Below are 25967 nucleotides of genomic sequence, written 5' to 3' on the forward strand. Positions count from 1 at the left end.
GAAGATACATAATTAAGCAACAAGGGTGAAAAAACATGATTGAACGTTACACCAGACCTGAAATGGGTGCCATTTGGACCGATGAAAAGAAGTACGAATGCTGGCTGGCAGTTGAAATTGCCGCTGACGAAGCTTGGTCAAAGCTCGGCCACATTCCTGCTGAAGACGTTGAAAAGATCAAGAAGAACGCCAAGTTCAGCGTTGACCGAATTAATGAAATTGAAGCCGTGACTCACCACGACGTAATCGCCTTCACCAGAACGGTTTCTGAATCTTTGGGGCCAGAAAAGAAGTGGGTTCACTACGGCTTGACCAGTACCGACGTCGTTGACACGGCCCAGGGCTACCAATTAAAGCAGGCTAATGACATCTTGAGAAAAGACATCCAAGACTTCATCGACATCTTGGCTAAGCGCGCCGTCGAATTCAAGGACACGGTCTGCATGGGCCGCACCCACGGCATCCACGCAGAGCCAACCACTTTTGGCTTGAAGTTTGCCCGCTGGTACTCAGAAATGAAGCGCAACCAAGAACGCTTTGAACACGCTGCCCGCGGCGTTGAAGCTGGCAAGATCTCTGGTGCCGTAGGTACCTTTGCCGAAGTGGACCCAGAAGTTGAAGCATATGTCTGCAAAAAGCTGGGCTTGCACGCGCAAGAAATTTCTACGCAGGTTCTGCCACGCGACCTTCACGCTGAATACATTGCTGCGATTGCCTTGGTAGCTACTTCTATTGAAAACATCGCAACCGAAATCAGATCCTTGCAAAGAACCGAAATCCATGAAGTTGAAGAACACTTTGCCAAGGGGCAAAAGGGCTCTTCTGCCATGCCTCACAAGAGAAACCCAATTGGCTCGGAAAACATGTGCGGGATGGCCAGAGTTCTGCGCGGCAACATGGTAACTGCTTACGAAGACGTAACCTTGTGGCACGAAAGAGACATCTCACACTCAGCAGCTGAAAGAGTCATCTTGCCAGACTCAACCATTGGCCTAGACTACATGTTGAACCGGATGGGCAAGATCTTGAAGAACCTGGATGTCTTCCCAGAAACCATGAAGAAGAACATGGACAAGACCTTGGGCTTGATCTACTCTGGCCGTGTTCTTTTGAAGCTGGTTGAAAGCGGCTTGAGCAGAGAAGCAGCTTACGACTTGATTCAACCATACACCGCCAAGTGCTGGGCTGAACAAGTGCCATTTAGACCGCTTCTGGAAGCTGACCCAACCATTCAAAAGCAATTGACTAAGGAAGACTTAGACGATGCCTTTGACTACCACTGGCACCTGCGTCACGTAGACGACATCTTCAAGCGTCTAGGCTTGGAATAAGCAATTACTCAAAATAGTAATTATTTAACAGAATTTTTACTTAAAAAAGCAACTTTCACGAGTTGCTTTTTTGTTCGACTTTTTTGCTGAAAAACTGTGAAATAGAAGTAAGGCAATCTTTTTATTAGGATTTATCCGACTATATCCCGAACGTTAATAAAAAATGTTCGCAAATACCTTGACCTCTTTTCTTTAAGTTGTTAGACTTAATGCAAGAAGTGAATTACGAATAGTAATTTCCCTTAACATTGTTATAGTTCGTATTAATCGGAGGGTTAAAAATGGCAGAATTGCTTTATCGCGGTAAGACTAAGGAAATGTGGACCACTGACGATCCAGAAGTTTTGCGGGCAGTCTACAAGGACGACGCTACGGCTTTGGATGGCTTGAAGCACGACGTGTTCCAAAACAAGGGCGAGCTCGACGCCGAAATTTCCACTTTAGTTTTCGAATATTTGATGAAGCATGGCGTGAAGACGCACTTTATTAAGCGTTTATCAAAAACCGAACAATTGGTTAAGAAAGTCAAGATGATCGACCTGGAAGTCGTTACTCGCAACATTGCGGCTGGGTCTTTCTGCAAGCGTTACGGCATTAAAGAAGAAGGTGCCAAGCTGGACACCCCAGTTGAAGAATTGTTCATGAAGAGCGACGAGCTGCACGACCCACTGATGAACGAATCAGATGCCATTGCCTTCCACTTGCTCACTCATGAAGAACATGAACAAATCTGGGAAATCTCCCGCCAAGTCAACAAGCTTTTGACCAAGCTCTTCAGAGAAGCTGGCATGGAACTGGTTGACTTCAAGATCGAATTTGGTACCTTGCCAAACGGCGAAGTTGTCTTAGCTGACGAATTTTCACCTGACAACTGCCGCCTGTGGGACATCGCCACTAAGGACCACATGGACAAGGACGTTTACCGCCGGCAAATCGGCAACTTGATTGATGTTTATGAAAGAGTATTGGCCCGGCTGAAGGATGCCCTGGCTAAGGAGGATTAACAAATGACTACTGTTCGGATTTACGTAACTTACAAGCAATCAGTTTTTGACCCACAAGGTGAAGCCATCACCAACTCAATTCACTCTTTAGGCCACAGTGAAGTTAAGGGCGTTAAGGTCGGCAAGTTCTTCGACGTGACCATCGAAGAAGGCAGCAAGCCAGTTGAAGAAACTGTTAAGGAAATCTCAGAAGAACTTTTGGTTAACTTCAACATGGAAACTTACAGCTACAAGGTCTTGGAGGAAAAATAATGAAGTTTGCGGTAATTCAATTCCCAGGCTCAAACTGTGACATTGACCTTTACGAAGCTCTGCACACGGTTTGCGGTGCTGATGTCGCTTACGTGCCATCCAAGGAAAGCAGTCTTGATGGTTTTGACGCAGTCATGCTGCCAGGCGGCTTTTCCTACGGTGACTACCTGCGGGCCGGTGCGATTGCTCGCTTTACCAACATCATGCCAGCCATCGTTGACATGGCTAAAGCTGGCAAGCCTGTCTTTGGGACCTGCAATGGTTTCCAAATTTTGACTGAAGCAGGCCTTTTGCCAGGTGCCTTGAAGCGGAACGACTCTTTGAAGTTCGTCTGCAAGACGGTGGAACTAGAAGTTGAAAACAACAACACGATTTTCACTTCTGAATACCAAAAGGGTGAAAAGATCAACTTGCCAATCGCCCACGCTGACGGGTCCTTTTACGCTGACCCAGAAACCTTGAAGCAGATTGAAGACAACGGCCAAGTTGTTTTCCGCTACTCAAAGGAAAACCCTAATGGTTCTTTGAACAACATTGCCGGCATTACCAACGAACGCGGCAACGTTTTAGGCATGATGCCTCACCCAGAAAGAGCTGTTGAAGCCTTGCTGGGCAACACTGACGGCTTGCGTTTATTTAAGTCAATTTTGGATCACGCGGAGGTAAAAGCATAATGATGCAGGAAATGACTCCAGAAGAAATTAAAGAAAAGAAGCCTTATCTTGATTGGAGCTTGTCTGAAGAAGAATACAACTACATCAGTGAAAAATTGCTCCACCGCCTGCCAAACTACACTGAAACTGGTCTTTTCTCTGCCATGTGGAGTGAACACTGCTCATACAAGAAGTCAAAGCCAGTTTTGCGCCTCTTCCCAACCAAGGGCCCAAGAATCTTGCAAGGGCCAGGTGAAGGTGCCGGCGTTGTTGATATTGGCGATGGCCAAGCGGTCGTTTTCAAGGCTGAAAGCCACAACCACCCAACTGCCGTTGAACCTTACCAAGGGGCAGCGACTGGCGTTGGCGGCATCTTGCGTGACGTCTTCAGCATGGGGGCTCGTCCTGTAGCTACTTTGGACTCCCTCCACTTTGGCGAATTAGACGACGCTCACACCCGCTGGCTGTTAAACGAAACTGTCGCTGGGATCGGTGGCTACGGCAACTGCATGGGCATCCCAACTGTCGGCGGTGAACTGACTTTTGACGACATCTACAAGGGCAACCCAGTCATGAACGCCATGAGCGTTGGTCTGTTGGACGTTAAGGACATGCAAAAGGGTGTAGCTCAAGGTGAAGGCAACGCCGTAATGTACGTCGGCGCCAAGACCGGCCGTGACGGGATCCATGGTGCTACTTTTGCTTCTCACTCCTTTGACTCTGAACACGAAAGCCAACGTTCAGCCGTCCAAGTCGGCGACCCATTTATGGAAAAGCTCTTGCTTGAAGCCTGCCTGGAATTGACCCAAAAGCACGCTGACTGGTTGGTCGGCATCCAAGACATGGGGGCAGCCGGGATCGTTTCTTCAAGCTCTGAAATGGCTTCAGAAGGCAAGTCCGGCATGGAACTGAACCTGGACCTTGTTCCGCAGCGTGAACCTGGCATGTCCGCTTACGAAATCATGCTGAGCGAATCTCAAGAAAGAATGCTACTCTGCGTGAAGAAGGGCCACGAAGAAGACGTTAAGAAGATTTTTGACTTCTACGACTTAGACGCTGTCGTAATCGGCCACATTACCGCTGGTCACAACTACGTTTTGCGCCACCACGGCGAAGTTGTCTGCGACATTCCAGTTTCCAGCCTGACTGAAGACGTTTTGGAAGAACCAAGCGAAGAAAAGCAGCCACAGCACATGCTGGATGACGCAGCTAAGCCTGCCTGGGAACCAGAAATCAAGGACCTGGCTGAGACTTACAAGAAGATGCTGGCTCAGCCAACTGTTGCTTCTAAGGAAATGTTCACTCAGACTTACGACTCCATGGTTAGAACCTCAACTGTGGTTGGGCCTGGTGAAGACAGCGGCGTTCTCCGCATCCGCGGCACCCACAAGGGGATTGCCATGACCACTGACGGCAATGGCCGCTTCATTTACCTGGACCCAGAAATTGGGGGCAAGCGGGCCGTTGTTGAAGCAGCTGACAACATTATTGCCAGCGGCGCAGAACCACTGGCCATTACTGACTGCTTGAACTACGGCAACCCTAACGAACCAGAAGTCTTCTGGGAACTCCACCACTCAGTCATGGGGATTGCCAAGGCTTGTGAAGTTTTGGAAACGCCAGTTGTTTCTGGTAACGTTTCTCTTTACAACGAAACCGATGACAAGTCCATCTACCCAACCCCAATGATCGGGATGGTTGGTTTGGTGAAGAACCTGGATCACCTGGTAAGAGACAGCTTCCAAGAAGCTGGCGACGACCTGTACCTGGTTGGTCAAACCGGTGCCGACTACGCAGGTTCTGAACTGCAAAAGATGCTGGTTGGCGAGATCTCCGGCAGCTTGAACGACCTTGACTTAGACCACATTCATGACTACCAAAAGCGCCTTTTGGCCGAAATGGAAGCAGGCCACGTAGCCAGTGCCCACGACTTAAGCGAAGGCGGCTTGGCCGTATCTTTGGCTGAATCCAGTTTTGGCCACGAAATTGGTGCTGACATCAAGTCTGACTTGACCAGTGCAGAATTCTTCAGTGAAACCCCAGGCCGCTTCTTGGTCAGCGTTCCAAGCGAATTCTCAGCAGAATTTGCGGAAAAATTGGGCCAAGATGCAGTTAAACTGGGCCAAACTGGTGGCGACAGCTTGAAGGTCGCTTTGAAGGACCAAGCAGCTGACTTGCCAGTAGCAGAACTGAAGCAAATTTGGGAGGAAGCCCTGCCATGCCTTATGAAATTAAAGGATTAAATGAAGAATGCGGCGTTTTCGGCATCTTTAACGTGCCTGACGCAGCCAATGTGACCTACTTTGGCTTGCACGCCCTCCAGCACCGCGGCCAGCAAGGCGCCGGCATCGTTGCTAGCGATGGGCAAAAGCTGCGGCAATTTAGAGACAGAGGCCTTTTGTCAGAAGTCTTCTCAAACCCGGCTGACCTGGACTTTTTAAAGGGCAACATGGCTATTGGCCACGTCCGCTATGGTACGGCTGGCTCTGACTCTTTGGCTAACGTGCAGCCATTCCTTTTCCACTTCCAAGATGGGGAAATTGCGCTTTGCCATAACGGCAACCTGACTAATGCTCAAACCTTGAAAAAGCGCCTAGAAGATTCCGGCTCAGTTTTCCAATCAAGCTCAGACACTGAAGTCTTGATCCACCTGATTCGCCGCAAGGTGAGAATGCCTTTTATCGAAGCCTTGAAGGCCAGCTTGAACGAAGTTAAAGGTGGCTTTGCCTTCTTGCTGATGACCAAGGACACTTTGTATGCTGCCCTTGACCCTAATGGCTTTAGACCATTAGTTTTAGGCCAAACGGATGAAGGTAGCTACGTGGTAGCTAGTGAATCTTGCGCCCTTGACGCGGTTCACGCTAAGCTGATCCGGGACGTGCAGCCTGGTGAACTTCTCATCATCAACAAGGATGGAATCAAGATCGACCACTACACGACCGAAACCCAGCTGGCTGTCTGCTCCATGGAATACATCTACTTTGCCCGGCCTGACTCCATCATGCACGGCGTCAACATCCACACAGCTAGAAAGCGGATGGGGATGCTGCTGGCTAAAGAGCAGCCAGCTCCAGAAGATGCGGACATGGTTATTGGGGTACCAAACTCCTCCTTGTCAGCAGCAACTGGCTACGCTGAAGCTGCCGGCTTGCCATATGAAATGGGCTTGATCAAAAACCAATACATCGCCCGGACCTTCATCCAGCCAACCCAAGCCTTGCGTGAACAAGGCGTGAAGATGAAGCTGGCTCCAGTCCGCGGGGTGGTTGCCGGCAAAAATATTATCGTTGTCGACGACTCCATCGTTCGCGGGACCACTTCCCGCCAGATTGTGCAAATGCTGAAAGAAGCCGGCGCTAAGTCAGTCCACATGCGGATTGCTTCACCGCCTTTCAAGTACCCGCACTTTTACGGGATCGACATTTCTGAGCGGCAAGACCTGATGGCTGCCAAGTACTCGGTAGAGGACATGTGCAAGCTGATCGGGGCGGACAGTTTAGGCTTTTTGAGCATTCCAAGCCTGATCAAGGCCATTGACATTCCAGATGCTGGCGATGCACCAAACGGCGGTTTGACGGTAGCTTACTTTGACGGCAAGTACCCAACTCCTCTCTATGACTATGAACAGCAGATCAAGGAGCCGCTTCATATCGTGCCAGTTGATGAAGTTTTGAAAAAACAACACAGAGGTGAATAATCGTGAATCGCTATAAGGATGCTGGCGTTGACGTTAATGCAGGTTATGAATTAGTTCGGCGGATCAAGGGGGCTGTTGCCTCCACCAAGCGCCCAGGCTATGTGGGCAATATTGGCGGCTTTGGCGGTCTCTTTGACCTGGATTCTCTTGGCTACAAGCACCCAGTCCTGGTTTCCGGGACTGACGGCGTAGGGACCAAGCTGATGATTGCCCAAAAGATGGGCAAAAACGACACTGTCGGCATTGACGCTGTTGCCATGTGCGTCAACGACGTCTTGGCTCAAGGTGCTGAACCGCTCTTTTTCCTGGACTACATTGCCTGCGGCCACAATGACCCGGCGCTGCTTGCAGAAGTCGTTCAAGGCGTAGCTGAAGGCTGCAAGCAGTCCGGTTCCAGCCTGATCGGCGGGGAAACGGCTGAAATGCCAGACATGTATGCGGCTGACGAATACGACTTGGCCGGCTTTACGGTTGGCGTTGCCGAAAAAGACCGCCTCTTGTCTGTCGACACTCCTCAAGAAGGGGATGTCCTCTTGGGCCTAGCCTCAACCGGCGTTCACTCTAATGGTTTTTCTTTGGTAAGAAAAATCCTCTTTAAAGACCATGACGTTGACTTAAACGACAAGCCTGAAGAATTAAAGGGCAAGTCAGTTGGCGAAAGCCTTTTGGCACCAACCAAGATTTATGTGAAGGAAGTCTTGCCGCTGATCCGGCAAGACCTGGTTCACGGCGTGGCCCACATCACTGGGGGCGGCCTCATTGAAAACGTTCCGCGGATGTTTAATGACGGCTTGCAAGCCCAAATTACGGCCGGCAGCTGGGATGTCCCAGATATCTTTAACTACCTCCGCAAGCTTGGTGACTTGTCAGACGAAGACTGCTACCAAACCTTTAACATGGGCGTGGGCATGATTTTAGCCGTTCCAGCTGAAGCTAAGGCAGATGCCATCCGTGAGCTGCAAGCAGCCGGTGAAAAGGTCTTTGAAGTTGGTAAGCTGATTAAGCGTCCAGAAGGCGCCGAAAAGGTTGTTATTAAATAGGTAGAAAAATGAAAGTAGCAATTTTTGCATCCGGCAACGGGACTAACTACGAAGTCCTGGCCGAACATTTTCAAAGTGGCGATTTGCCAGGTGAACTCGCTTTGCTTTTTTGCGACCATCCCGATGCACCGGTGATCAAGCGGGCAGAAAAGTTCCACACGCCAGTGGTAACTTTTACCGTTAAGTCCTGCGGGGGCAAGCAAAAGTACGAAGAAAAGATCCTGCAAGTCTTAAAGGACTACCAAATCGACTTTATTGCCTTGGCTGGCTACATGCGGGTGATTGGGTCAACGATCTTGGACGAATATGAAGGTCGGATCGTCAACCTCCACCCAGCTTATCTGCCAGCCTACCCAGGTTTGCACTCAATCGAAAGAGCCTTTGCCGACCACGTTAATGAAACGGGCGTCACTGTCCACTACATTGACTCTGGTTTAGACTCCGGTCCAGCAATTGCGCAAAAGCACGTGCCACTTTATGATGATGACACGGTTGAGACCCTGGAAGCCCGGGTTCACGAATGTGAACACCACCTTTATCCAGAAGCCTTGAAGAAGGCCTTGTTAAAATTTGAAAAGGAGAACAGCAAGTAATGAAGCGTGCACTTGTAAGTGTTTCAGATAAGACCAACCTGGTTCCTTTTGTTAAGGGCTTAGTTGAAAACGACTACGAAATCGTCTCAACTGGCGGTACCAAGCGCGTTTTGGACGAAGCCGGCATCCCAACCATCTCAGTTGAAGACGTGACTGGCTTCCCAGAAATCCTGGATGGCCGGGTTAAGACTCTTAACCCATACATCCACGGCGGGCTTTTGGCAAGACGGGAATTGCCAGAACACATGGCAACCTTGAAGGAACACAAGATTACGCCAATCGACCTGGTTTGCGTTAACCTGTATCCTTTTAAAGAAACCATCGAAAAGCCAGACGTAAGCTTGGCCGAAGCCATTGAAAACATTGATATCGGCGGTCCAAGCATGGTGCGGTCAGCTTCTAAGAACTACCGCGACGTGACGATTGTCGTAGACCAAAAAGACTACGATTTGGTTTTGGGCGAAATCAAGGAAAGTGGCAACACCACCTTGGAAACCAGAGCCAAGCTGGCTGCTAAGGCCTTCCGCCTGACTGCTTCCTACGACGCCTTGATCTCCCAATACCTGACGGAAAAGGCTGGCGAAACCGCTCCAGAAAAGCTGACTTTGACTTACGACTTAAAGGAAGCCATGCGCTACGGCGAAAACAGCCACCAAAAGGCTTGGCTTTACGAAGACGCTTTGCCAAAGGCCTTCTCAATTTTGCAAGCTGAACAATTAAACGGCAAGCAATTGTCATATAACAACATCAAGGACGCTGACGAAGCTTTAAGATGCGTTCGCGAATTCGACAAGCCAACTGTGGTTGCCATGAAGCACATGAACCCATGCGGGATCGGTCAAGCAGACACCATCGAAGAAGCTTGGGACCGGGCATACGACGCTGACCCAGTCTCCATTTTTGGCGGGGTCATCGCTTTAAACCGCAAGGTGGATCTGGCAACGGCTGAAAAGATGCACAAGATCTTTTTGGAAATCATCATCGCTCCTGACTACGATGAAGATGCCTTGAAGGCCTTGACCACCAAGAAGAAGAACCTGCGGGTCTTGAAGCTGGACTTTAACAAGAAAGACGAAGCCAGCCGCCACGAAACGGTTTCTGTCATGGGCGGACTTTTGGTCCAAGACCAAGACATCTTGGATGAAGACCCAGCTGGCTGGGAATGCGTAACGAACGTAAAGCCGACCAAGGAACAGCTTGAAACCCTGCTCTTTGCCTGGAAGGCAGTAAAGCACACCAAGTCCAACGCTATCGTGGTTGCTAACGACGAACGGACTTTGGGCGTAGGTGCCGGCCAGCCAAACCGGATTGACTCTGAAAAGATTGCTATCAAGCACGCTGAAGAATACCTGGATGACCGGGCAGTCATTGCCAGTGACGCCTTCTTCCCATTCAACGACTGCGTGGAATATGCTGGCAAGCACGGCATCAAGGCTATCGTTCAGCCAGGCGGCTCAGTGCGTGACCAAGAATCTATTGACATGGCCAACAAGTACGGCATCGCCATGGTCTTTACCGGCGTTCGTCACTTTAGACACTAATAAGGAAAGTGGCAAAAATGAAAGACATGAAAGTTTTGGTTGTTGGCTCTGGTGGCCGGGAATACGCGGTCGCTCGGGCTTTGAAAAAGAGTCCTTTAGTGAGTGAAGTTTACTGTGCTCCCGGCAACAGCGGCTTGGACCAAATCGGGGTCAAGCAGCTGGACATTGCTGAAGACGACTTCAAGGGCTTGAAGGATTTTGCCATCAAGGAACAGATTGCTTGGACCTTTGTGGGCCCAGAAGATGCCTTGGTAGCCGGGATTGTGGACTACTTCCACGCTTTTGACCTGAAGATTTTTGGGCCAAATGCCCGCGCGGCCCAGCTAGAAGGGTCAAAGGATTACGCTCTCCGCTTTATGGAAAAATACGGCGTACCGCACCCATGTTATGACACCTTCCAAGATGCAGAAAGTGCGATCCAAGCACTGCCGGAATACGGCTTGCCAGTTGTCTTAAAAGAAGACGGCTTGGCTGGTGGCAAGGGCGTGGTCATTGCCGAAGACCAAGAAACGGCGGAAAGCACCCTGCGGGAAATATTTGACAAGGGGCAAAAGCAGGTTGTCTTAGAAGAATTCCTGACTGGTCCTGAATACTCTGTCTTTGCTGTGATGCAAGGCGGGGAATACCGCCTGTTGCCATTAGCTCAAGACCACAAGCGAGCTTATGACGACGACAAGGGGCCAAACACCGGCGGCATGGGTTCATACAGCCCGGTTCCGCAATTGTCAAAGGAAGAATATGACGAAATTGTCGACCAGCTGGTCAAGCCAACGGCTGCGGGTCTAGAAAAGGGTGGCTACGACTACCACGGTGTTTTATACCTAGGACTCATGATGACTGCAAAGGGTCCGAAGATGATCGAATATAACGTTCGTCTGGGTGACCCAGAAACCGAAGTTGTCTTGCCGCGTCTGGCTAGTGACCTGGCTGAACTGGTTGATGCCAATGTGAACGACCGGGAAATGCCAGAAGTCAAGGAAACAGACGATGCTGTCCTTGGCGTGATCTTGGCCGCTGAAGGCTACCCAAAGAGCCCAGTCAAGGGGCAAAAATTGGGCACCTTCCCAGCTGAAGACGGGATTGCGGTTGACTACGCCAATGTTAAGGCAGATGAAGCCGGGGAACTTTTAGGCAACGGTGGCCGGATCTTGATGGTCCGGGCAACTGCCAAGGATCTAGATGCTGCCCAAGAGCACGTTTACTCTTACTTAAAGAAGCTGGACATTCCACAAACCTTCTACCGCCACGACATTGGCTTTAGAGCCACCGGCAAGAAGTACGTGGATTAAGCAAACTCTCAAAATTTGAACTATAACCTAAGAAGCTAGTCAATCTAGCTTCTTTTCTTTTGCCAAAAATACCCTCACAAATGGCCAAATATTGGGATCTCTGAGAAAAATTAAACAAAAATGATAAATAAGGTTGACATGAGAGAAAAAATAAAATAGAATAAAAGCAACTTAAGATTAAAAGGAGCTGAGAACAATGAAATCATCTATGTGTCATCAAATGAATAATTCAATGCTGTTCTCAGCTGTCGTCATTACTCTCTTGCAAATTATGTAGAGCTCATTATGAGCTCTTCTTCGGTTGTTTTTGTGAGTGAGCTCAGATGATCCGGATATGAGTCTTCGCTCACAAGGGTGAGTGAAGGCTCTTTTAATTTTAGTTTAACTATACAAGCGTAAATAAAAGGTCTAATCAATTTTTGAAAGAGGAATCGTTATGAACTTCAAGAAATTTTTCGGTGTTGCAGCTGCAACCATGATGTCCGCTGCCGCTTTAACCGGCTGTGCCACTGCTAAGACTAGCTCAAACTCAGGCAACAAGGCTACTGACAACAAGATCAGAATCGGCGTAAACCTGGAATTATCTGGTTCCGTTGCCAGCTACGGTCAACAAGAAAAGAAGGGTGTTACTTTAGCAGCTGAACAAATCAACAAGAAGGGCGTTAAGATCGGCGGCAAGACTTATAAGGTTAAGCTTTATGTCAGCGACAACAAGTCATCCACGTCAACTGCTGCTTCTGTTGCTGCTCAACTTGCCAACTCAGACAAGATCGTGGCTGAAGTTGGTCCAGCCGCAACTGCTTACGCAACGGCTTCAATCTCCAACTTAACTAAGGCTGGCGTGCCACTGGTTTCACCATCAGCAACTGCTGCTGAATTTACCCAAACTAAGAGCGGCCAAACCCAAAAGTACGTCTTCCGTTCATGCTTCATCGACCCATTCCAAGGTAAGAAGGCTGCGGACTTCATGTACAACACCCTGAAGAAGAGAAAGGTCGCTGTTGTTGCCGACAACTCAACTGACTACGGTACTGGTCTTACCAAGTCCTTCACTACTGAATTCAAGAAGCTGGGCGGCAAAGTTGTAACTACCCAATACTTCCAATCAGGTGACAAGGACTTCAACTCAACTCTGACTACGGTGAAGGGTAAGAACCCAGACGCAGTTTACCTGCCAGGCTACTACACTGAACTTGGCTTAGTTCTGAAGCAAGCTCGTGAAATGGGCATCAAGGTTCCATTCGTCGGCGGCGACGGCATGGGTTCACCAAAGCTGGCACAAATCGCTGGTAACAAGAACGCAACTAACGTTTACTACACTACCCACTTCTCAACCAAGTCAACTGACCCTGCAGTTACTAAGTTCCTGAAGGTTTACAAGGCTAAGTACCACGAAGATCCAGCTGTCTTCTCATCATTAGCTTACGATGCTGTTTACATGGTTGTTAAGGCCGCTCAAAACGAAGGCGAAGTTTCATCAAGCGCTGTTCAAAAGGGCTTAGCTAACCTGAAGAACTTCAAGGGTGTTACTGGTTCAATCACCATGGACTCCAAGCACAACCCACAAAAGTCAGTTGTTGTTGAACAAATGACTAACGGCAAGATCGCTAAGGCTTACACTGTTAAGTAACAGTTTTTAGCGTAGCAAATCAAGGAGGTTTTAAATTTGCAAACATTTTTTCAGCAATTGATAAATGGACTGTCGCTCGGTAGCATTTATGCTTTGCTGGCTCTGGGGTACATGATCGTTTATGGTATCTCCAAGCTGCTGAACTTTGCTCACGGTGACGTCTACATGCTAGGTGCATACTGGGGCTACTACACCATCAACTACCTGCACTTTGGCTTTTTAGCCGCCTTGATCACTGCTATGCTGGCCTGCGGTTTAGCTGGGGTGATTATCGAAGCTGTTGCCTACCGGCCACTGCGTAACGCACCCCGGGTTGCCGCTTTGATTACGGCTATCGGTGTTTCTTACTTTTTGGAAAACGGGATGTCTTACCTGGTAACGTCAGATACCAGAAACTTCCCGCAGGTTATCAAGAGAAAGACTTTTGATCTTGGTGGCGTGTCAATTTCTAACATTCAGCTGATCATCTTTGCGACCACGATCGTTTTGATGGCGGCTCTGGTTTACATTATCAACCATACCAAGACTGGCCGGGCCATGCGGTCAGTGTCAACTGACTATGACGCAGCCAGCCTGATGGGGATCAACATCAACCACGCGGTTTCCATCACCTTCGCCTTGGGGAGTGCCTTAGCGGGTGCTGCCGGCGTTTTGATTGGGATGTACTACAACTCAATTGACCCTCTGATGGGAATGACTCCTGGTATCAAGGCCTTCGTTGCCGCCGTTTTAGGCGGGATCGGCTCCATTCCTGGTGCTGCTGTTGGTGGCTTCTTGATCGGTCTTTTGGAAACGGCCGTTCAAGCTCTGGGCTTCTCAGCCTTCAGAGATGCTGCCGTTTATGTCGTATTAATCGTAATCCTGCTCGTATTGCCAGGCGGTCTGTTTGGCAAGAAGCAAGTTGAAAAGGTTTAGGAGGACAAGTCAGACATGAAAAAGAATTTGAAATACAATCTTTGCTGGCTGGTCCTGATGGTGGCAGGTTTCTACCTGATCAACACCTTGATGCTGACAGGCGTCATCAATACCTTTATTGAAAACATGCTGGTGACGATCGGGATTAACATTATCTTGGCCGTTGGCTTGAACTTGATCATTGGTTTCTCTGGTCAGTTCTCGCTGGGCCACGCCGGTTTCATGGCCTTGGGTGCCTATGCAACTGGGATCATGACCCAAACCATGAATTCAGCAGGTGGCTTTTACCTGTCAATCTTGGTCGGCGTAGTCATTTCCATTATCGTGGCCTTGATCGTCGGCATTCCAACTCTCCGTCTGCACGGTGACTACTTCGCCATCGCCACGATGGGGGCAGCCGAAATCATCAGAATTGTCATCAACAACATGAAGATCACCAACGGGGCAGCTGGTTTGTTCAACATTCCGCAGTTTGCTACTTGGGACATTGTCTACATCTTTGTTTGCTTGACGACGATCGTCACTGTGAACTTCATTCACTCTAAGAACGGCCGGGCCGTAATTTCAATTCGGGAAAACGAAATTGCTGCTGAAGCCATGGGGGTTAACACTACCAAGTGGAAGCTGTCAGCCTTTGTTTTAGGGGCTGCCACTGCTGCCATCGCTGGTTCTCTTTACGCTTCATATCTGCAAACCATCGTTCCATCCAGCTTCGGCATCATGGAATCAATTACCATTTTGATTTACGCCGTGCTTGGGGGTCTGGGCAGCATCACTGGTACCTTTGTTGCTACCATCTTGCTGGGCGTTTTGGACACGGCCCTTCAAAGCCTGGGCGTTTTGCGGATGGTCTTTTACGCAATTGCCTTGATCGTAATCATGATCTTCAGACCAGGTGGTCTGTTTGGCAAGTGGGAATTCTCATTCAAGCACTTGCTGACCCGCAAGCAAAATGGGGACATGGCTGAAGTTGAAAAAGAAGAAAGCAAATAACGAAGGAGGAACAGAATGACAGAAGCTTTAAGCGCAGATCACATTACCAAAGTGTTCGGCGGTCTGACTGCCGTTGACGATGTTTCTCTGCACGTTAATGAAAAAGAATTGGTGGCATTAATTGGACCAAACGGTGCAGGCAAGACCACTTTCTTCAACTGCTTGACTGGTGTTGCTCCGGCAACGTCTGGCGTAGTTAAGATTGGCGGCCAGGAAGTCAAGAAGAATACCAAAGCTTACAAGGTGGCCCAAATGGGGATTTCCCGGACTTTCCAGAACATCCGGCTTTTTAGCCAGTTGTCCGTTTTGGAAAACATCTTGATTGCCATGACCAACCAATTTAAGGAAGGCTTTTTAACCTCAGTTTTCCGTCTGCCAAGTTTTTACAAGACTGAAGACGAGATGGAAGAAAAAGCAATTGCCTTGCTGAAGGACTTCGACTTGCAAGACGTCATGTACTACCCAGCTGGTGACCTGCCATACGGGACCCAGCGGAAGGTGGAAATCGTCCGGGCTTTGGCAACTCAGCCAAAGATTATCTGCTTAGACGAACCAGCCGCTGGGATGAACCCAGAAGAAACGGCGGACTTGACCCGCTTGATCAAGCGCCTGCAGACTGAATACGGGATTGCCGTTTTGCTGATTGAACACGACATGTCCTTGGTCATGAACCTGGCAGAAAGAATTTACGTTTTGGCTGAAGGCAAGCTTTTGGCCAAGGGGACGCCAGAGGAAATTCAAAACAACCAAGACGTTATCGATGCCTACTTGGGAGGTGGCGTAGATGCCTAATGAAATCTTGAAAGTTGACCATCTCTCAGTAAATTACGGGGCGATTAAAGCCGTTCGCGATGTCAGCTTCGACATCAAGGAGGGCGAAATCGTAACCCTGATTGGGGCTAACGGTGCCGGCAAGTCTACGATCTTGAAGACCATCTCAGGACTCCTCAAGCCAAGTGCCGGCGACATCCTCTTTATGGGTGAGTCTTTGGCTAAGCTGACCGCTCCAAAGATTGTGGCAGCTGGGGTCTCCCAAGTGCCAGAAGGGCGGCGAATCTTTGCCGACATGACGGTTAAGGAAAACCTGCAGCTGGGTGCTTACCTTCGCAAAGACAAGGACGGGATTAACGAGGACATGGAAAAGATGTTCAAGCGTTTCCCAATCTTGAAGGAAAGACAAAAGCAAGACGCCGCTACCTTGTCTGGTGGTGAGCAGCAGATGCTGGCCATGGCTAGAGCCTTGATGGCCCGGCCAAAGCTGCTGTTACTGGACGAGCCATCAATGGGTTTGGCGCCAATCTACATCCAGGAAATTTTTGACATCATTGAAAGCATCAATAAGGAAGGCATGACCGTCCTCTTGATTGAACAAAACGCCCGGCAAGCCTTGAGCATTGCTGATCGTGGCTATGTTCTGGCTTCTGGTGAAGTCAAGATGACGGGTACCGGGCAAGAGCTCTTGCACGACCCAGCCGTCCAAAAGGCCTACCTGGGTGGCTAAAAATTAAACAAAGAAACGTCGCGGATATTGCCGCGGCGTTTTTCTTTGGTTAAAATATAAATAAGAATCAGATTAAAAATCAACTAAGGATTAACTAAAAAATAAACTAGGAAAAGGGGAAGATCATGACAGGCTTTCAAACCCGCTTGGTTCACCAGCCCAAGCAAAACGACAATAACACTGGCGCCGTAACGGTGCCCATTTACAAGGCAACCACCTTTGCCTATCCCAAAATTGGGGCCGAGGTCAAGTATGACTATTCCCGGTCAGGCAACCCGACCAGAAATGCCGTAGAAGAGCAGCTGGCCGACCTGGAAGGCGGCGCTCGTGCCTTTTTATTTGGCTCCGGCATGGCGGCCATTCATGCGGCTTTAGCTATTTTTGAAAAAGGTGACCACATCATTATCGGCGACCAGATTTATGGGGGAACCTTTAGAATCCTCCACCAATTTTTTGAAAATTGGGGACTAGAGGTAACGCCAGTGGATACGAGGGACTTAGCTGCAGTAGAAGGGGCTATCCAATCTAACACCAAGGCTATTTACTTTGAGCCGGTGACGAATCCCTTGTTGCAAGTAACTCCGGTTGCAGGGATTGCGCAAGTGGCTAAAAAGCACGGGCTTTTGACCATCGTGGACAACACCTTCTTGAGCCCATACCTCTTAAATCCAATTGCATATGGGGCAGACCTGGTTGTCCACTCAGCCACCAAGTACTTGTCTGGTCACTCTGACGTTAGCGCCGGGGCCGTGATTGCTAAAGACGAAGAACTAGCTAAGAGAGTCTACTTTGTTCAAAACGCCATCGGCGGGGTCTTGTCACCAGAAGATTCAAACGAGCTCGCCCGCGGGATCAAGACCCTGGCCTTGCGGATGGACCGGCAAGAGGCAAACGTCTTGAAGCTGGTCGCCTTTTTGAAAAAGGAGAAGGGGATTGCTAAGATCTACTATCCAGGCGACCCCGACCTAGCTGGCTATGAAGAGCTAAAAACGGAAGCCAAGGGCGCCGGCGGCGTCTTCTCCTTTGAACTGGATGAAGCATTCTATGATCCGGAAGTCTTCGCCAACTCCTTGGAGATTTTTGCCCTGGCGGTCAGCTTGGGTGCCGTTGAAAGCCTGGTGGAACTGCCAAGCAAGATGAGCCACGCAGAACTGAGCCCAGACGAGCAGCTGGCAGCCGGCATTAAGCCGGGCCTCATCCGCCTAGCCGTCGGGATTGAAGATGCAGAAGACTTGATTGCGGACTTAAAGCAGGCTTTGGCCAAGGCAAAGAGATAATTAACATAAAGGCTAGTTAAATAACAGAAGAAATAGGATCTTAATAGGAAGAGGATTAACATGAGTCAAGAAGAAAAAAAGCAAGACGCAAAGGACCAGTTGGCCTTTGCCACCATCGCCGCTGAAGCTGGTTCCATTAAAGACGGGGCTAACCCGGTATCTCAGCCCATTTACCTGTCAGCCTGTTACCGCCACCCAACGCTAGACCAAGCCATCAATTTTGACCGCTTGAAGGGCTTTACCTATTCCCGAGTGGAAGCGCCCAACCGCAAGGTGGCAGAAGAGACCATTGCCAAGATGGAACAAGGCTATCAGGCTTTTGCCGTGGCCAGTGGGATGGCAGCGGTCCAGCTGGTTTTGAGCGTCTTGAAGTCAGGGGATGAAGTTGTGTCTTTAGATGACCTTTATGGCGGCGACTTCCGCTACTTCCGCCACCTGGAGAGTCACTTTGGCATTGCCTTTAAGCAATGGAATGGGCAAAAGGTGGAAGATCTGGTTTCTTTACTAAGTGATAAGACCAAGATCGTTTGGCTAGAAACCCCATCTAACCCAACCATGAAGGAACTAGACATCAAAAAAATTGCCGACGCCGTCCACGATTTTAATGAAAAAATCCTGGTTGCTGTCGACAATACTTTTTATACGCCATACTACCAAAAGCCGCTGACCTTGGGGGCCGACGTAGTGATCCACTCGGCCACCAAGTACCTAGGCGGCCATAATGACATTTTAGGCGGCTTGGTCGTGGTTAATGATCCAGACCTGGCCAACACCTATTTCCAATACACGATCACGGTAGGCGATACCATGTCGAACTTTGACTCCTGGCTTTTGACCAGAAGCTTGAAGACCCTGCCAATTAGAATGGACCGCCATACCGCCAGCGCCCAAAAGATTGCCAAGTTCTTAGAAACGGCAAATCACGTGGAGAAGGTCCTCTATCCAGGCAAGGCCGGGATGATTTCCTTTTACCTAGACAGTGAAACAGAAGTGGAACGGGTCTTAAACAGCGTTAAGGTGATCACTTTTGCCGAAAGTTTAGGCGGGGCTGAAAGCTTGATCACTATTCCTTACTACCAGACCCACGATGACGTAGAAGCTGAGCAAAGAGTGCGCCTGGGCATTACCACCAAATTGCTCCGTTTGTCAGTTGGTTTGGAAGACCCTGATGATTTGATCGCTGATTTAAAGCAGGCTTTAGGCGACTAAAGCCAAGTTTCTTCATAAACGTCCTCTTTAAAGCCGCAAGTGAGCTTGTCCTCACTGACGACTAGAGGGCGTTTTATTAGTTTGCCGTCTTTCGACATGAGATTTGCTGCCTCTTCGAGAGTCATGTCCTTGATCTGGTCTTTTAAGCCCAGTTCCCGGTAATGCTGGCCGCTTGTATTAAAAAAGTAGCGCAGACCCCGGTCTTGATACTTGGTCAGCCAAGTGAGTAAGTCACTTTTGGCTGGCGGGGTTTCAACCAGGTCCTGGAAGTGGTAGCTGACGCCATGGTCATCCAGCCATTTTTGGGCTTTTTTAGAAGTAGAGCAACGTTTGTAACCGTAAAAAGTAATCATTTGAATACCTGCCTTTCTTTTATTATTCAACTTTTATTTTATAATAACTGAGCCTATAATAAAAGTAAACGGATACTGATGTGCTTATTCAATTCGAGTTGTGTGAAAAAGGTGATAGAGATGACGACTTTAAAAATAAAAATTGTCTTTTGGATTCAGCTATTCGTTAATATTGCATTTGAACTAAAGCTAGTATCAGAGGGAAATCTCCTGTGGCTGATCTTAATCGTGGCCCTGCCAGTTTGGACCTATTATTTTGAATTTAAGCTGAATCTGGTATATCTAAGCAAGGTAGGAAAGATTTTTTACGGGATTGCCTGGCTGTTGCAGCTGGGGATCAATTTTACAGAAATTCTAGAATTATTCTCTTACCTAGCAAATTACTTACCTATATATGGGTGGGGAATCATCGTCGGCATCATGATGTATTTTGCTGCCTTCTTTTTAGACTTGATGCTGACCATGAAATTTGAAAATCGGGGAGGCCAATATGGAGAAGTGCAGGATGGAGAGATGATGATGAGCAAAAAGACCAAGAGAATCATTTTAGCGGTATTGTTAGTCTTGGCAGTTGTTATTTTGCTGCTCCTATTTGGCGCTATCTCTACTTATTATTCTTTAAAGTAGTTTTGCACGATAATAATTGGCAAATTTTGGGCAAAAGTCTTGAGATTCCCTGCCAACCCGTGTTATACTGTTAACGTTGCAATTTGAGTGATATACCTCGATTCTGCAACCGCACAGATGAGGTTGAAAAGTCTGCTTTGGCAGCACCTCTGATGGCGAGTCTAAGTATTTTTTACGGAGGTGTACTAATGTACGCAGTTATTAAGACCGGTGGCAAGCAATACAAGGTTGCCGAAGGCGAAAGTATCTTCGTTGAAAAGCTTGATGTACAAGCTGGCGAAGAAGTTGTTTTTGACCAAGTTATCTTGGTAGCTAATGGGGACGACGTTAAGGTTGGTACTCCAGTAGTTGAGGGTGCTAAGGTTGTCGCAACTGTTGACAAGCAAGGCAAGGAAAAGAAGGTTGTTACCTTTAAGTACAAGCCAAAGAAGCACTCACACTCTAAGTATGGTCACCGTCAACCTTATACCAAGGTTACTGTTAAGAGCATCGAAGCTTAGTAAGAGGTGAACACTATGATGATGAACATTCTTTCAAACGCAAAGTTACTTGCCCACCACAAGGGTGGTGGTTCAACTGCCAACGGTCGTAACTCAGCTGGTCGTCGTCTTGGCGCAAAGCGTGCCGACGGTCAAGAAGTTCACGCTGGTTCAATCATTTACCGTCAACGCGGTACTAAGATCCACCCAGGCAAGAACGTAGGTCGTGGCGGCGATGACACTTTGTTTGCATTGGTAAACGGTGTCGTTAAGTTCGAACGTCTTGGCAAGTACAAGAAGCAAGTTTCTGTTTTGCCAGTAGAAGACGCAGAATAATTTTGCCGTAAAGAGCAGGCAGTTTCACTGCCTGTTTTTTTCTGTCTAAATTTGCTTGATTTTCCATTTTTTCTTTTGCAAAAGCGCTATCTAACATCTCAAACTCTTGTATAATAGGAATAAGATGAACAATTACTTAAATTTCAGATAGGATGGTGGCTATGAGTAAAAAGGAAGAATTATTGACCCTCTTGTCGCGGCGGATCAGCGAAACCTGCAAGCTGATTCAAAAAGAAGATGCAGATGCCTTGTTAATTTTTAACCGGGCCAACTACCGCTACTTGACCAACTTTACTGGTGAAGAAGCTCAGTTGATTTTGACCAAAAACGGTGACCGGGTGCTCTTATCCGACTCCCGCTTTGCTCCGCAGATTGAAGACCAAGCCGTTGGTGAATTGACCGTAGTCATGAAGCACGGCCATGAAGCGCAAGAAATTGCTGAGCAAGTTAAGAAGCTGGGCGTTAAAAAACTACTGGTGGAAGCAGAATTTGTCTCAGCCTATGAATATGATGCTATCAAGTCCTTTTTGCCAGATGTGGAATTTGTCATGGCAGCCGAAATCGTCGAACGGGTAAGAAACGTCAAGGACGAACTGGAAATTGCCACCTTGAGAAAGGCGGTTGAAATTTCCCAAATCGCCTTTGAGGGCGTCTTGCCAATGCTGAAGCCGGGCGCTAAGGAAAGAGACGTTGGAGCAAAGCTCGACTACCTCTTTAAGCTAAACGGCGGGGATGGTCCTGGCTATGACTCCATCGTGGCTTCTGGCTACCGGTCTTCTTGGGCCCACGGGGTGGCCAGTGACAAGTTGATGCAAGAACATGAACTGGTCGTGATCGACGCTGCGGCTTCTTATAACGGCTACACCGCCGACATCACCCGGACTTACGCCATTGGCTCAGTTGAACCAGAGCTGGAAAAGATCTACAAGATCGTTTATGAAGCTCAAAAGCGGGGGATTGAAGCAGCTAAAGCCGGCAATACCGGTAAGGACGTGGATACCGCTGCCAGATCTTACATCACTGAAGCTGGCTATGGTCAATACTTTGGCCACGGGATCGGTCACGGAATTGGCCTGGAGATCCATGAAATGTGTCAGCCAGCCTTTTTGTTCAGTCAAACCACTCTGGAAAACGGGATCGTGCACACGGTTGAACCCGGCATCTACTTAAAGCAAGGCGGGGTCAGAATCGAGGACGATATTTTGGTTAACGGCGATACTCCAGAAGTATTGTCTACCTTACCAAAAGAAGAACTCATCCATCTATAAGATGATTTTTATGGTAAAATCAAGTTTTTATTGGTACAATTTAAGTTGTAGAAATGGGGGATTTTTCCGATGACAATGATTTCTGTTAATGAATTCAAGAACGGCCTCACGATCGAATTTAACAACGATTTGTGGCGCATTGTTGAATTCCAGCACGTAAAGCCAGGTAAGGGTAGTGCTTTCGTTCGTTCAAAGTTGAAGAGCTTGCGTACTGGTGCAGTTCAAGAATACACTTTCCGTTCAACTGCTAAGGTAGAAACTGCTGAAATCTCAACCCGATCAATGCAGTATCTGTACAACGACGGCTCAAGCTACGTCTTCATGGACACTGAAACTTATGAACAATTAGAAGTTCCAAACTCACAAATCGACGAAGAAGCCAAGTACTTGAAGGAAAACATGATTGTGAACGTAATTTCTCACAATGGTGAAACTTTGGGTCTGGACTTGCCAAACACGGTTGATTTGGAAGTTGTTGACACCGAACCAGGCATCCGCGGCGATACCTCTTCCGGTGGTGGTAAGCCAGCTACGATGGAAACTGGCTTGGTTGTTAACGTTCCATTCTTCATCAACGTTGGGGACGTTTTGACGATCAACACTAGTGACGGTTCATACGTATCACGTACTAAGTAGTATTTTTTGAGGTGGAAAGATGGCTGATAATTCAACAATCGTTTTAAGCGGCAGTGAAGATGGCGATCAAATCAAAATTGATTTGCGGGTTCTTGAAGTGATTTTAGGCATTTCAGCCCAAAAAGTTGACGGCGTTGCCGGCATGCGGGGAGGCCTGAAGTCAGGCTTTAACCGGGTATTTGGCCGTGAAGACCGCGGCAAGGGCGTTGATGTCTCCGTTGACGAAGACTCACAATTGACTGCTGATGTTTATGTTTATCTGAAATATGGGGTTAATGTGCCTGCAGTTGCCGGCAAGGTTCAAGCAGCCTTGCAGCAGCAACTGACGCAGATGACCGACATGAATTTGAAGTCAATCAACGTTCACGTCGTTGGTCTGGTTTTCCCTGAAGATGAAAAGAACTTTGAGGAAGCTAGTCAACCATTATTTCCCGATCAAGAAGAAGATAAGTAATGAATCAACACGATAGTCGTAAGATCGCACTGCAAGCCATTTATTTATATAACCAAGATCCAGGCTTAACGGCCGCTGAAGTTGAGAGCAACGTTAAATCTGCCCTGGATTTGAAGGAAGTGCCACAATACAGCCAAGAGCTGATCGCTGGCGTCATTGACAAGCAAGCAGAACTGCGGGACAAGATTTCTTCTAAGCTGAAGGCCGGCTGGCGCATCGAGCGTTTAAGCCTGACCACCTTAGCCATTTTAGAGATCGCCCTGTACGAAATGCTTTACAGCTCAGTGATCGAAGATCGCTCAGCCATTAACGAAGCTTTGAACTTGTGTGATGAATTTGATGAACCGAAGCACAAGCCATTCGTCAATGGTCTCTTGGCCAACTTTGTGCAAGAATAACCTTTAAGCCGGCAATATTGCCGGCTTTTTTGTTAAGGAGAAAATATTGGGACAAATTTTAGATGGAAAAAAGCTAGCCCAGCATCTTGGCCGCGATCTGGCTGACCAGGTTGAAGACCTGAAAAAGCATGGCATCTTGCCCAAGTTTTGCGTAATCAATATTGGCGATGACCAGGCTAGCAAGGTTTATGTGGAATCAAAGAAGCGTAAGGCCGAAAAGCTGGGCATCAAGCAAGTTGTTTACCAATTGCCAGCAGATGAAAGCGAAGAAGACGTCTTAAAGCTGATCGACAGCTTAAATGCAGATCCCGAAGTGATGGGCTTGATGGTCCAATTGCCGGTTCCAGCGCAAATTGACAGCGACAGGGTCATCGAGCGCATTGATCCAGAAAAAGACGTTGATGGCTTGACTCCGGCTAATATCGGCCGCCTGTGGCAGGGCAAGCACTTTGTCGAGCCAGCGACGGCTGCCGGGATCATCTCTTTACTTGACCACTACGGCATCGACTTAAACGGCAAAAACGCGGTGATCGTGGGCCGGTCCAACATCGTGGGCAAGCCATTGGCGGCCTTGATGCTGGAGCGAAATGCATCCGTATCAATTTTGCACTCCCACAGCCGGAACTTGGGCGATCTGACCAAGCGGGCCGATATTTTGGTTTCAGCAGTCGGCAAGGCCGGCATGATCACTAAGGACATGGTCAAGCCAGGTGCTGTTGTGGTTGATGTTGGCATCAACCGGGTTAACGGCAAGCTGGCCGGCGACGTCGACTTTGACCAGGTTAAGGATGTGGCCAGCTACATCACACCCGTACCAGGCGGGGTTGGTCCCTTAACGGTTGAATTTTTAATGGAAGAAGTTATCAAACTGACGAGGCGGCATCATGGACTCGATTAAAGATACAGCTGACCAAAAATATCTCACGGTCAGTGAATTAAATTGGTACGTTAAACAAAAGTTTGACCGGGATCCCTACCTGCGGCAAGTCTTCTTGCAGGGCGAAATCAGCAACTTCCGCTACCGGCGGAACGGGCACCAGTATTTTTCCATCAAAGATGACCATTCTAAGATCAGTGTGGTCATGTTTAGAGGCGACTTTGATAAAGTGCAGTTCATGCCGGAAGAGGGGATGAAGGTCTACATCAGCGGCCGGGTGTCTAGCTATGAAGCCCAAGGCACCTACCAGCTCTATGCCAAGACCATGGAGCCAGCGGGCCTAGGCGCCCTATATGAGCGCCTGCGCCAGCTCCAGGAAAAGCTGGCTAAAGAAGGCCTCTTTAACCAAGACCACAAGCGTCCCTTGCCAAGGTTTCCCAACAAGATTGCCGTGGTAACCTCGCCATCTGGGGCGGTCATCCACGACATCATGGTGACGGCCAACCGCCGCTTCCCCCAAGCGGAGATTGATCTTTACCCGGCGCAAGTGCAAGGCGAAGGAGCCGTGCCTAGTTTAGTTGCCGCCATGCAGCAGATTGCCGCTCGGGGCAGCGAATACGATGTGATGATCATTGGCCGGGGGGGCGGTTCTTTAGAAGACCTTTGGGCCTTTAACGAAGAAGCAGTCGTGCGGCAGGTTTACCAAATGCCGATGCCGGTCATTTCTTCAGTGGGCCACGAAACGGACACTACCCTGTGTGACCTCGCAGCTGACTGCCGGGCTGCCACGCCAACGGCGGCAGCGGAAATGGCTACGCCGGACCGAGGGGAGGTTTTTGCCTGGGTCAACCAAGAGCAGGCTCGCCTTTTGAACCTGATTAACGGGGCCATTAGAGACCGCAAGCAGGCCTTAAGCCGCCTGGAAAATTCCTACATTATGCGTGAGCCCCAACGGCTGTACGAGCAAAAGGCCATGCAGGCGGACCAGGCTAGCCAAGCCTTAGTCAGACAGATGGAACTGCTCTTGAATAATCGCCGGCAAAGGCTGGAATTAACCGGGCAAAAGTTGTATAACCAATCGCCTGCTTTAAAGATCAAGCAGCTGGAGCAGACCAATAACTTTTTGGCGAAAAATTTGCGCCAGCAAATGGACCGCTTGCTGGAACAGAAGAAGTCGCTTTTTGGCGGCTTAGTCCAGCAGCTCAACGACTTTAGCCCCTTAAAGACCCTGAGCCGGGGCTACAGCTATACGACTGATGAAGAAGGTACTGTCTTGACCTCGGTCAGCCAGCTGCAAACAGGAGAAAAAATCAAGCTGCACCTGGCAGATGGGATTGCCAGTGCTGAAATTACGGAAGTGAAGGAGAAGGACCATGGCAGAGAAGAATAATTTTGAAGAGCAGCTGAACCAGTTGCAAATGATCGTCAACAACCTGGAAAATGGGCAATTGTCTTTGGAAGAGTCCTTGAACCAGTTCCAAGCCGGCGTCAAGCTGAGCAAGGAACTCAAGCAAGAATTGTCCAAGGCTGAAGAAACGGTGGCTAAGCTGATCGAAAGCGATGGCAGCGAAAAGCGCCTGAATCCAACTGACGCCAGTGCTCCAAAGGAATAAA

General features: G+C 48.6%; 28 protein-coding genes and 1 other annotated feature. Of the genes, 27 read left to right on the forward strand and 1 reads right to left on the reverse strand.

The features are described 5' to 3' along the window. Window positions 1-35 precede the first annotated feature (35 nt). From purB to ACI4WN_RS00355, 17 genes are all read left to right on the forward strand, one after another. Window positions 36-1331, forward strand: coding sequence for an adenylosuccinate lyase (gene purB / locus ACI4WN_RS00275; protein ID WP_439776474.1), 1296 nt, complete (start codon window positions 36-38; stop codon window positions 1329-1331). Between the two features lie 281 nt (window positions 1332-1612). After that, complete coding sequence (gene purC / locus ACI4WN_RS00280; RefSeq protein ID WP_009558236.1) at window positions 1613-2335, forward strand: phosphoribosylaminoimidazolesuccinocarboxamide synthase; 723 nt, start codon at window positions 1613-1615, stop codon at window positions 2333-2335. A gap of 3 nt (window positions 2336-2338) precedes the next feature. Beyond that, a complete protein-coding gene (gene purS, locus ACI4WN_RS00285) occupies window positions 2339-2587 on the forward strand; it encodes a phosphoribosylformylglycinamidine synthase subunit PurS (RefSeq protein WP_439776475.1) in 249 nt (82 codons plus the stop codon). Then, entirely contained in the window at window positions 2587-3261 is a 675-nt protein-coding gene (gene purQ, locus ACI4WN_RS00290; protein WP_439776476.1) for a phosphoribosylformylglycinamidine synthase subunit PurQ, read from the forward strand. Before purS ends, purQ begins: the two co-directional genes overlap by 1 nt. Next, entirely contained in the window at window positions 3261-5483 is a 2223-nt protein-coding gene (gene purL, locus ACI4WN_RS00295; RefSeq protein WP_439776477.1) for a phosphoribosylformylglycinamidine synthase subunit PurL, read from the forward strand. Before purQ ends, purL begins: the two co-directional genes overlap by 1 nt. Continuing rightward, the gene (purF, locus tag ACI4WN_RS00300; RefSeq protein ID WP_439776478.1) at window positions 5459-6937 is read left to right on the forward strand and encodes an amidophosphoribosyltransferase; all 1479 of its coding nucleotides are present in this window, start codon (window positions 5459-5461) and stop codon (window positions 6935-6937) included. The genes purL and purF overlap by 25 nt, the downstream gene beginning before the upstream one ends. Before the next feature lie 2 nt (window positions 6938-6939). Next, a complete protein-coding gene (purM, locus tag ACI4WN_RS00305; RefSeq protein WP_439776479.1) occupies window positions 6940-7977 on the forward strand; it encodes a phosphoribosylformylglycinamidine cyclo-ligase in 1038 nt (345 codons plus the stop codon). Window positions 7978-7985: 8 nt separating this feature from the next. After that, on the forward strand, window positions 7986-8570 hold the full coding sequence (purN, locus tag ACI4WN_RS00310; RefSeq protein ID WP_439776480.1) for a phosphoribosylglycinamide formyltransferase: 585 nt from the start codon (window positions 7986-7988) through the stop codon (window positions 8568-8570). Next, window positions 8570-10111: a bifunctional phosphoribosylaminoimidazolecarboxamide formyltransferase/IMP cyclohydrolase gene (gene purH, locus ACI4WN_RS00315; protein WP_439776481.1), complete on the forward strand. Its 1542-nt coding sequence runs from the start codon at window positions 8570-8572 to the stop codon at window positions 10109-10111. Before purN ends, purH begins: the two co-directional genes overlap by 1 nt. A 17-nt stretch (window positions 10112-10128) precedes the next feature. After that, window positions 10129-11400 (forward strand): phosphoribosylamine--glycine ligase, encoded by a 1272-nt coding sequence (gene purD, locus ACI4WN_RS00320; protein ID WP_439776482.1) that lies wholly within the window; start codon window positions 10129-10131, stop codon window positions 11398-11400. 436 nt (window positions 11401-11836) lie between these two features. Beyond that, a complete protein-coding gene (locus ACI4WN_RS00325) occupies window positions 11837-13030 on the forward strand; it encodes an ABC transporter substrate-binding protein (RefSeq protein ID WP_439776483.1) in 1194 nt (397 codons plus the stop codon). A 36-nt stretch (window positions 13031-13066) separates the two neighbouring features. Continuing rightward, complete coding sequence (locus ACI4WN_RS00330) at window positions 13067-13945, forward strand: branched-chain amino acid ABC transporter permease (RefSeq protein ID WP_439776484.1); 879 nt, start codon at window positions 13067-13069, stop codon at window positions 13943-13945. Window positions 13946-13960: 15 nt separating this feature from the next. Next, the gene (locus ACI4WN_RS00335) at window positions 13961-14938 is read left to right on the forward strand and encodes a branched-chain amino acid ABC transporter permease (protein WP_008459706.1); all 978 of its coding nucleotides are present in this window, start codon (window positions 13961-13963) and stop codon (window positions 14936-14938) included. A gap of 15 nt (window positions 14939-14953) precedes the next feature. Then, window positions 14954-15730, forward strand: a complete 777-nt coding sequence (locus tag ACI4WN_RS00340) for an ABC transporter ATP-binding protein (protein WP_439776485.1) — start codon at window positions 14954-14956, stop codon at window positions 15728-15730. A 4-nt stretch (window positions 15731-15734) separates the two neighbouring features. Beyond that, complete coding sequence (locus ACI4WN_RS00345; protein WP_439776509.1) at window positions 15735-16439, forward strand: ABC transporter ATP-binding protein; 705 nt, start codon at window positions 15735-15737, stop codon at window positions 16437-16439. Window positions 16440-16564: 125 nt separating this feature from the next. Next, window positions 16565-17716: a trans-sulfuration enzyme family protein gene (locus ACI4WN_RS00350; RefSeq protein WP_439776486.1), complete on the forward strand. Its 1152-nt coding sequence runs from the start codon at window positions 16565-16567 to the stop codon at window positions 17714-17716. A 60-nt stretch (window positions 17717-17776) separates the two neighbouring features. Further along, window positions 17777-18925, forward strand: a complete 1149-nt coding sequence (locus tag ACI4WN_RS00355; protein WP_439776487.1) for a trans-sulfuration enzyme family protein — start codon at window positions 17777-17779, stop codon at window positions 18923-18925. Here the strand turns inward: ACI4WN_RS00355 and ACI4WN_RS00360 are convergent. Then, window positions 18922-19278, reverse strand: a complete 357-nt coding sequence (locus tag ACI4WN_RS00360) for an arsenate reductase family protein (protein WP_439776488.1) — start codon at window positions 19276-19278, stop codon at window positions 18922-18924. The genes ACI4WN_RS00355 and ACI4WN_RS00360 overlap by 4 nt on opposite strands. 120 nt (window positions 19279-19398) lie before the next feature. Here ACI4WN_RS00360 and ACI4WN_RS00365 point away from each other — a divergent pair, with 120 nt between their 5' ends. The 10 genes from ACI4WN_RS00365 (at window position 19399) to ACI4WN_RS00410 (ending at window position 25966) form a co-directional block, all read left to right on the forward strand. Beyond that, window positions 19399-19905 (forward strand): hypothetical protein, encoded by a 507-nt coding sequence (locus tag ACI4WN_RS00365; RefSeq protein ID WP_439776489.1) that lies wholly within the window; start codon window positions 19399-19401, stop codon window positions 19903-19905. Window positions 19906-20002: 97 nt separating this feature from the next. Next, window positions 20003-20078: a sequence feature (ribosomal protein L21 leader region), on the forward strand. A gap of 15 nt (window positions 20079-20093) precedes the next feature. Beyond that, entirely contained in the window at window positions 20094-20405 is a 312-nt protein-coding gene (rplU, locus tag ACI4WN_RS00370; RefSeq protein ID WP_008459696.1) for a 50S ribosomal protein L21, read from the forward strand. Between the two features lie 15 nt (window positions 20406-20420). Further along, the gene (gene rpmA, locus ACI4WN_RS00375; RefSeq protein ID WP_195837493.1) at window positions 20421-20720 is read left to right on the forward strand and encodes a 50S ribosomal protein L27; all 300 of its coding nucleotides are present in this window, start codon (window positions 20421-20423) and stop codon (window positions 20718-20720) included. Window positions 20721-20881: 161 nt separating this feature from the next. Beyond that, window positions 20882-21988 (forward strand): M24 family metallopeptidase, encoded by a 1107-nt coding sequence (locus ACI4WN_RS00380; protein WP_439776490.1) that lies wholly within the window; start codon window positions 20882-20884, stop codon window positions 21986-21988. A gap of 69 nt (window positions 21989-22057) precedes the next feature. After that, a complete protein-coding gene (gene efp / locus ACI4WN_RS00385) occupies window positions 22058-22624 on the forward strand; it encodes an elongation factor P (protein ID WP_008459690.1) in 567 nt (188 codons plus the stop codon). 19 nt (window positions 22625-22643) lie between these two features. Further along, window positions 22644-23078 (forward strand): Asp23/Gls24 family envelope stress response protein, encoded by a 435-nt coding sequence (locus ACI4WN_RS00390; protein ID WP_439776491.1) that lies wholly within the window; start codon window positions 22644-22646, stop codon window positions 23076-23078. Next, complete coding sequence (gene nusB, locus ACI4WN_RS00395; RefSeq protein WP_439776492.1) at window positions 23078-23476, forward strand: transcription antitermination factor NusB; 399 nt, start codon at window positions 23078-23080, stop codon at window positions 23474-23476. The genes ACI4WN_RS00390 and nusB overlap by 1 nt, the downstream gene beginning before the upstream one ends. Window positions 23477-23522: 46 nt before the next feature. Further along, window positions 23523-24374, forward strand: a complete 852-nt coding sequence (locus tag ACI4WN_RS00400; RefSeq protein WP_439776493.1) for a bifunctional methylenetetrahydrofolate dehydrogenase/methenyltetrahydrofolate cyclohydrolase — start codon at window positions 23523-23525, stop codon at window positions 24372-24374. Beyond that, the gene (gene xseA / locus ACI4WN_RS00405) at window positions 24361-25743 is read left to right on the forward strand and encodes an exodeoxyribonuclease VII large subunit (protein WP_439776494.1); all 1383 of its coding nucleotides are present in this window, start codon (window positions 24361-24363) and stop codon (window positions 25741-25743) included. The genes ACI4WN_RS00400 and xseA overlap by 14 nt, the downstream gene beginning before the upstream one ends. After that, entirely contained in the window at window positions 25727-25966 is a 240-nt protein-coding gene (locus ACI4WN_RS00410; protein ID WP_439776495.1) for an exodeoxyribonuclease VII small subunit, read from the forward strand. The genes xseA and ACI4WN_RS00410 overlap by 17 nt, the downstream gene beginning before the upstream one ends. Window position 25967 lies beyond the last annotated feature (1 nt).

This window comes from Lactobacillus sp., assembly GCF_051893255.1.
Lineage (GTDB): Bacteria > Bacillota > Bacilli > Lactobacillales > Lactobacillaceae > Lactobacillus.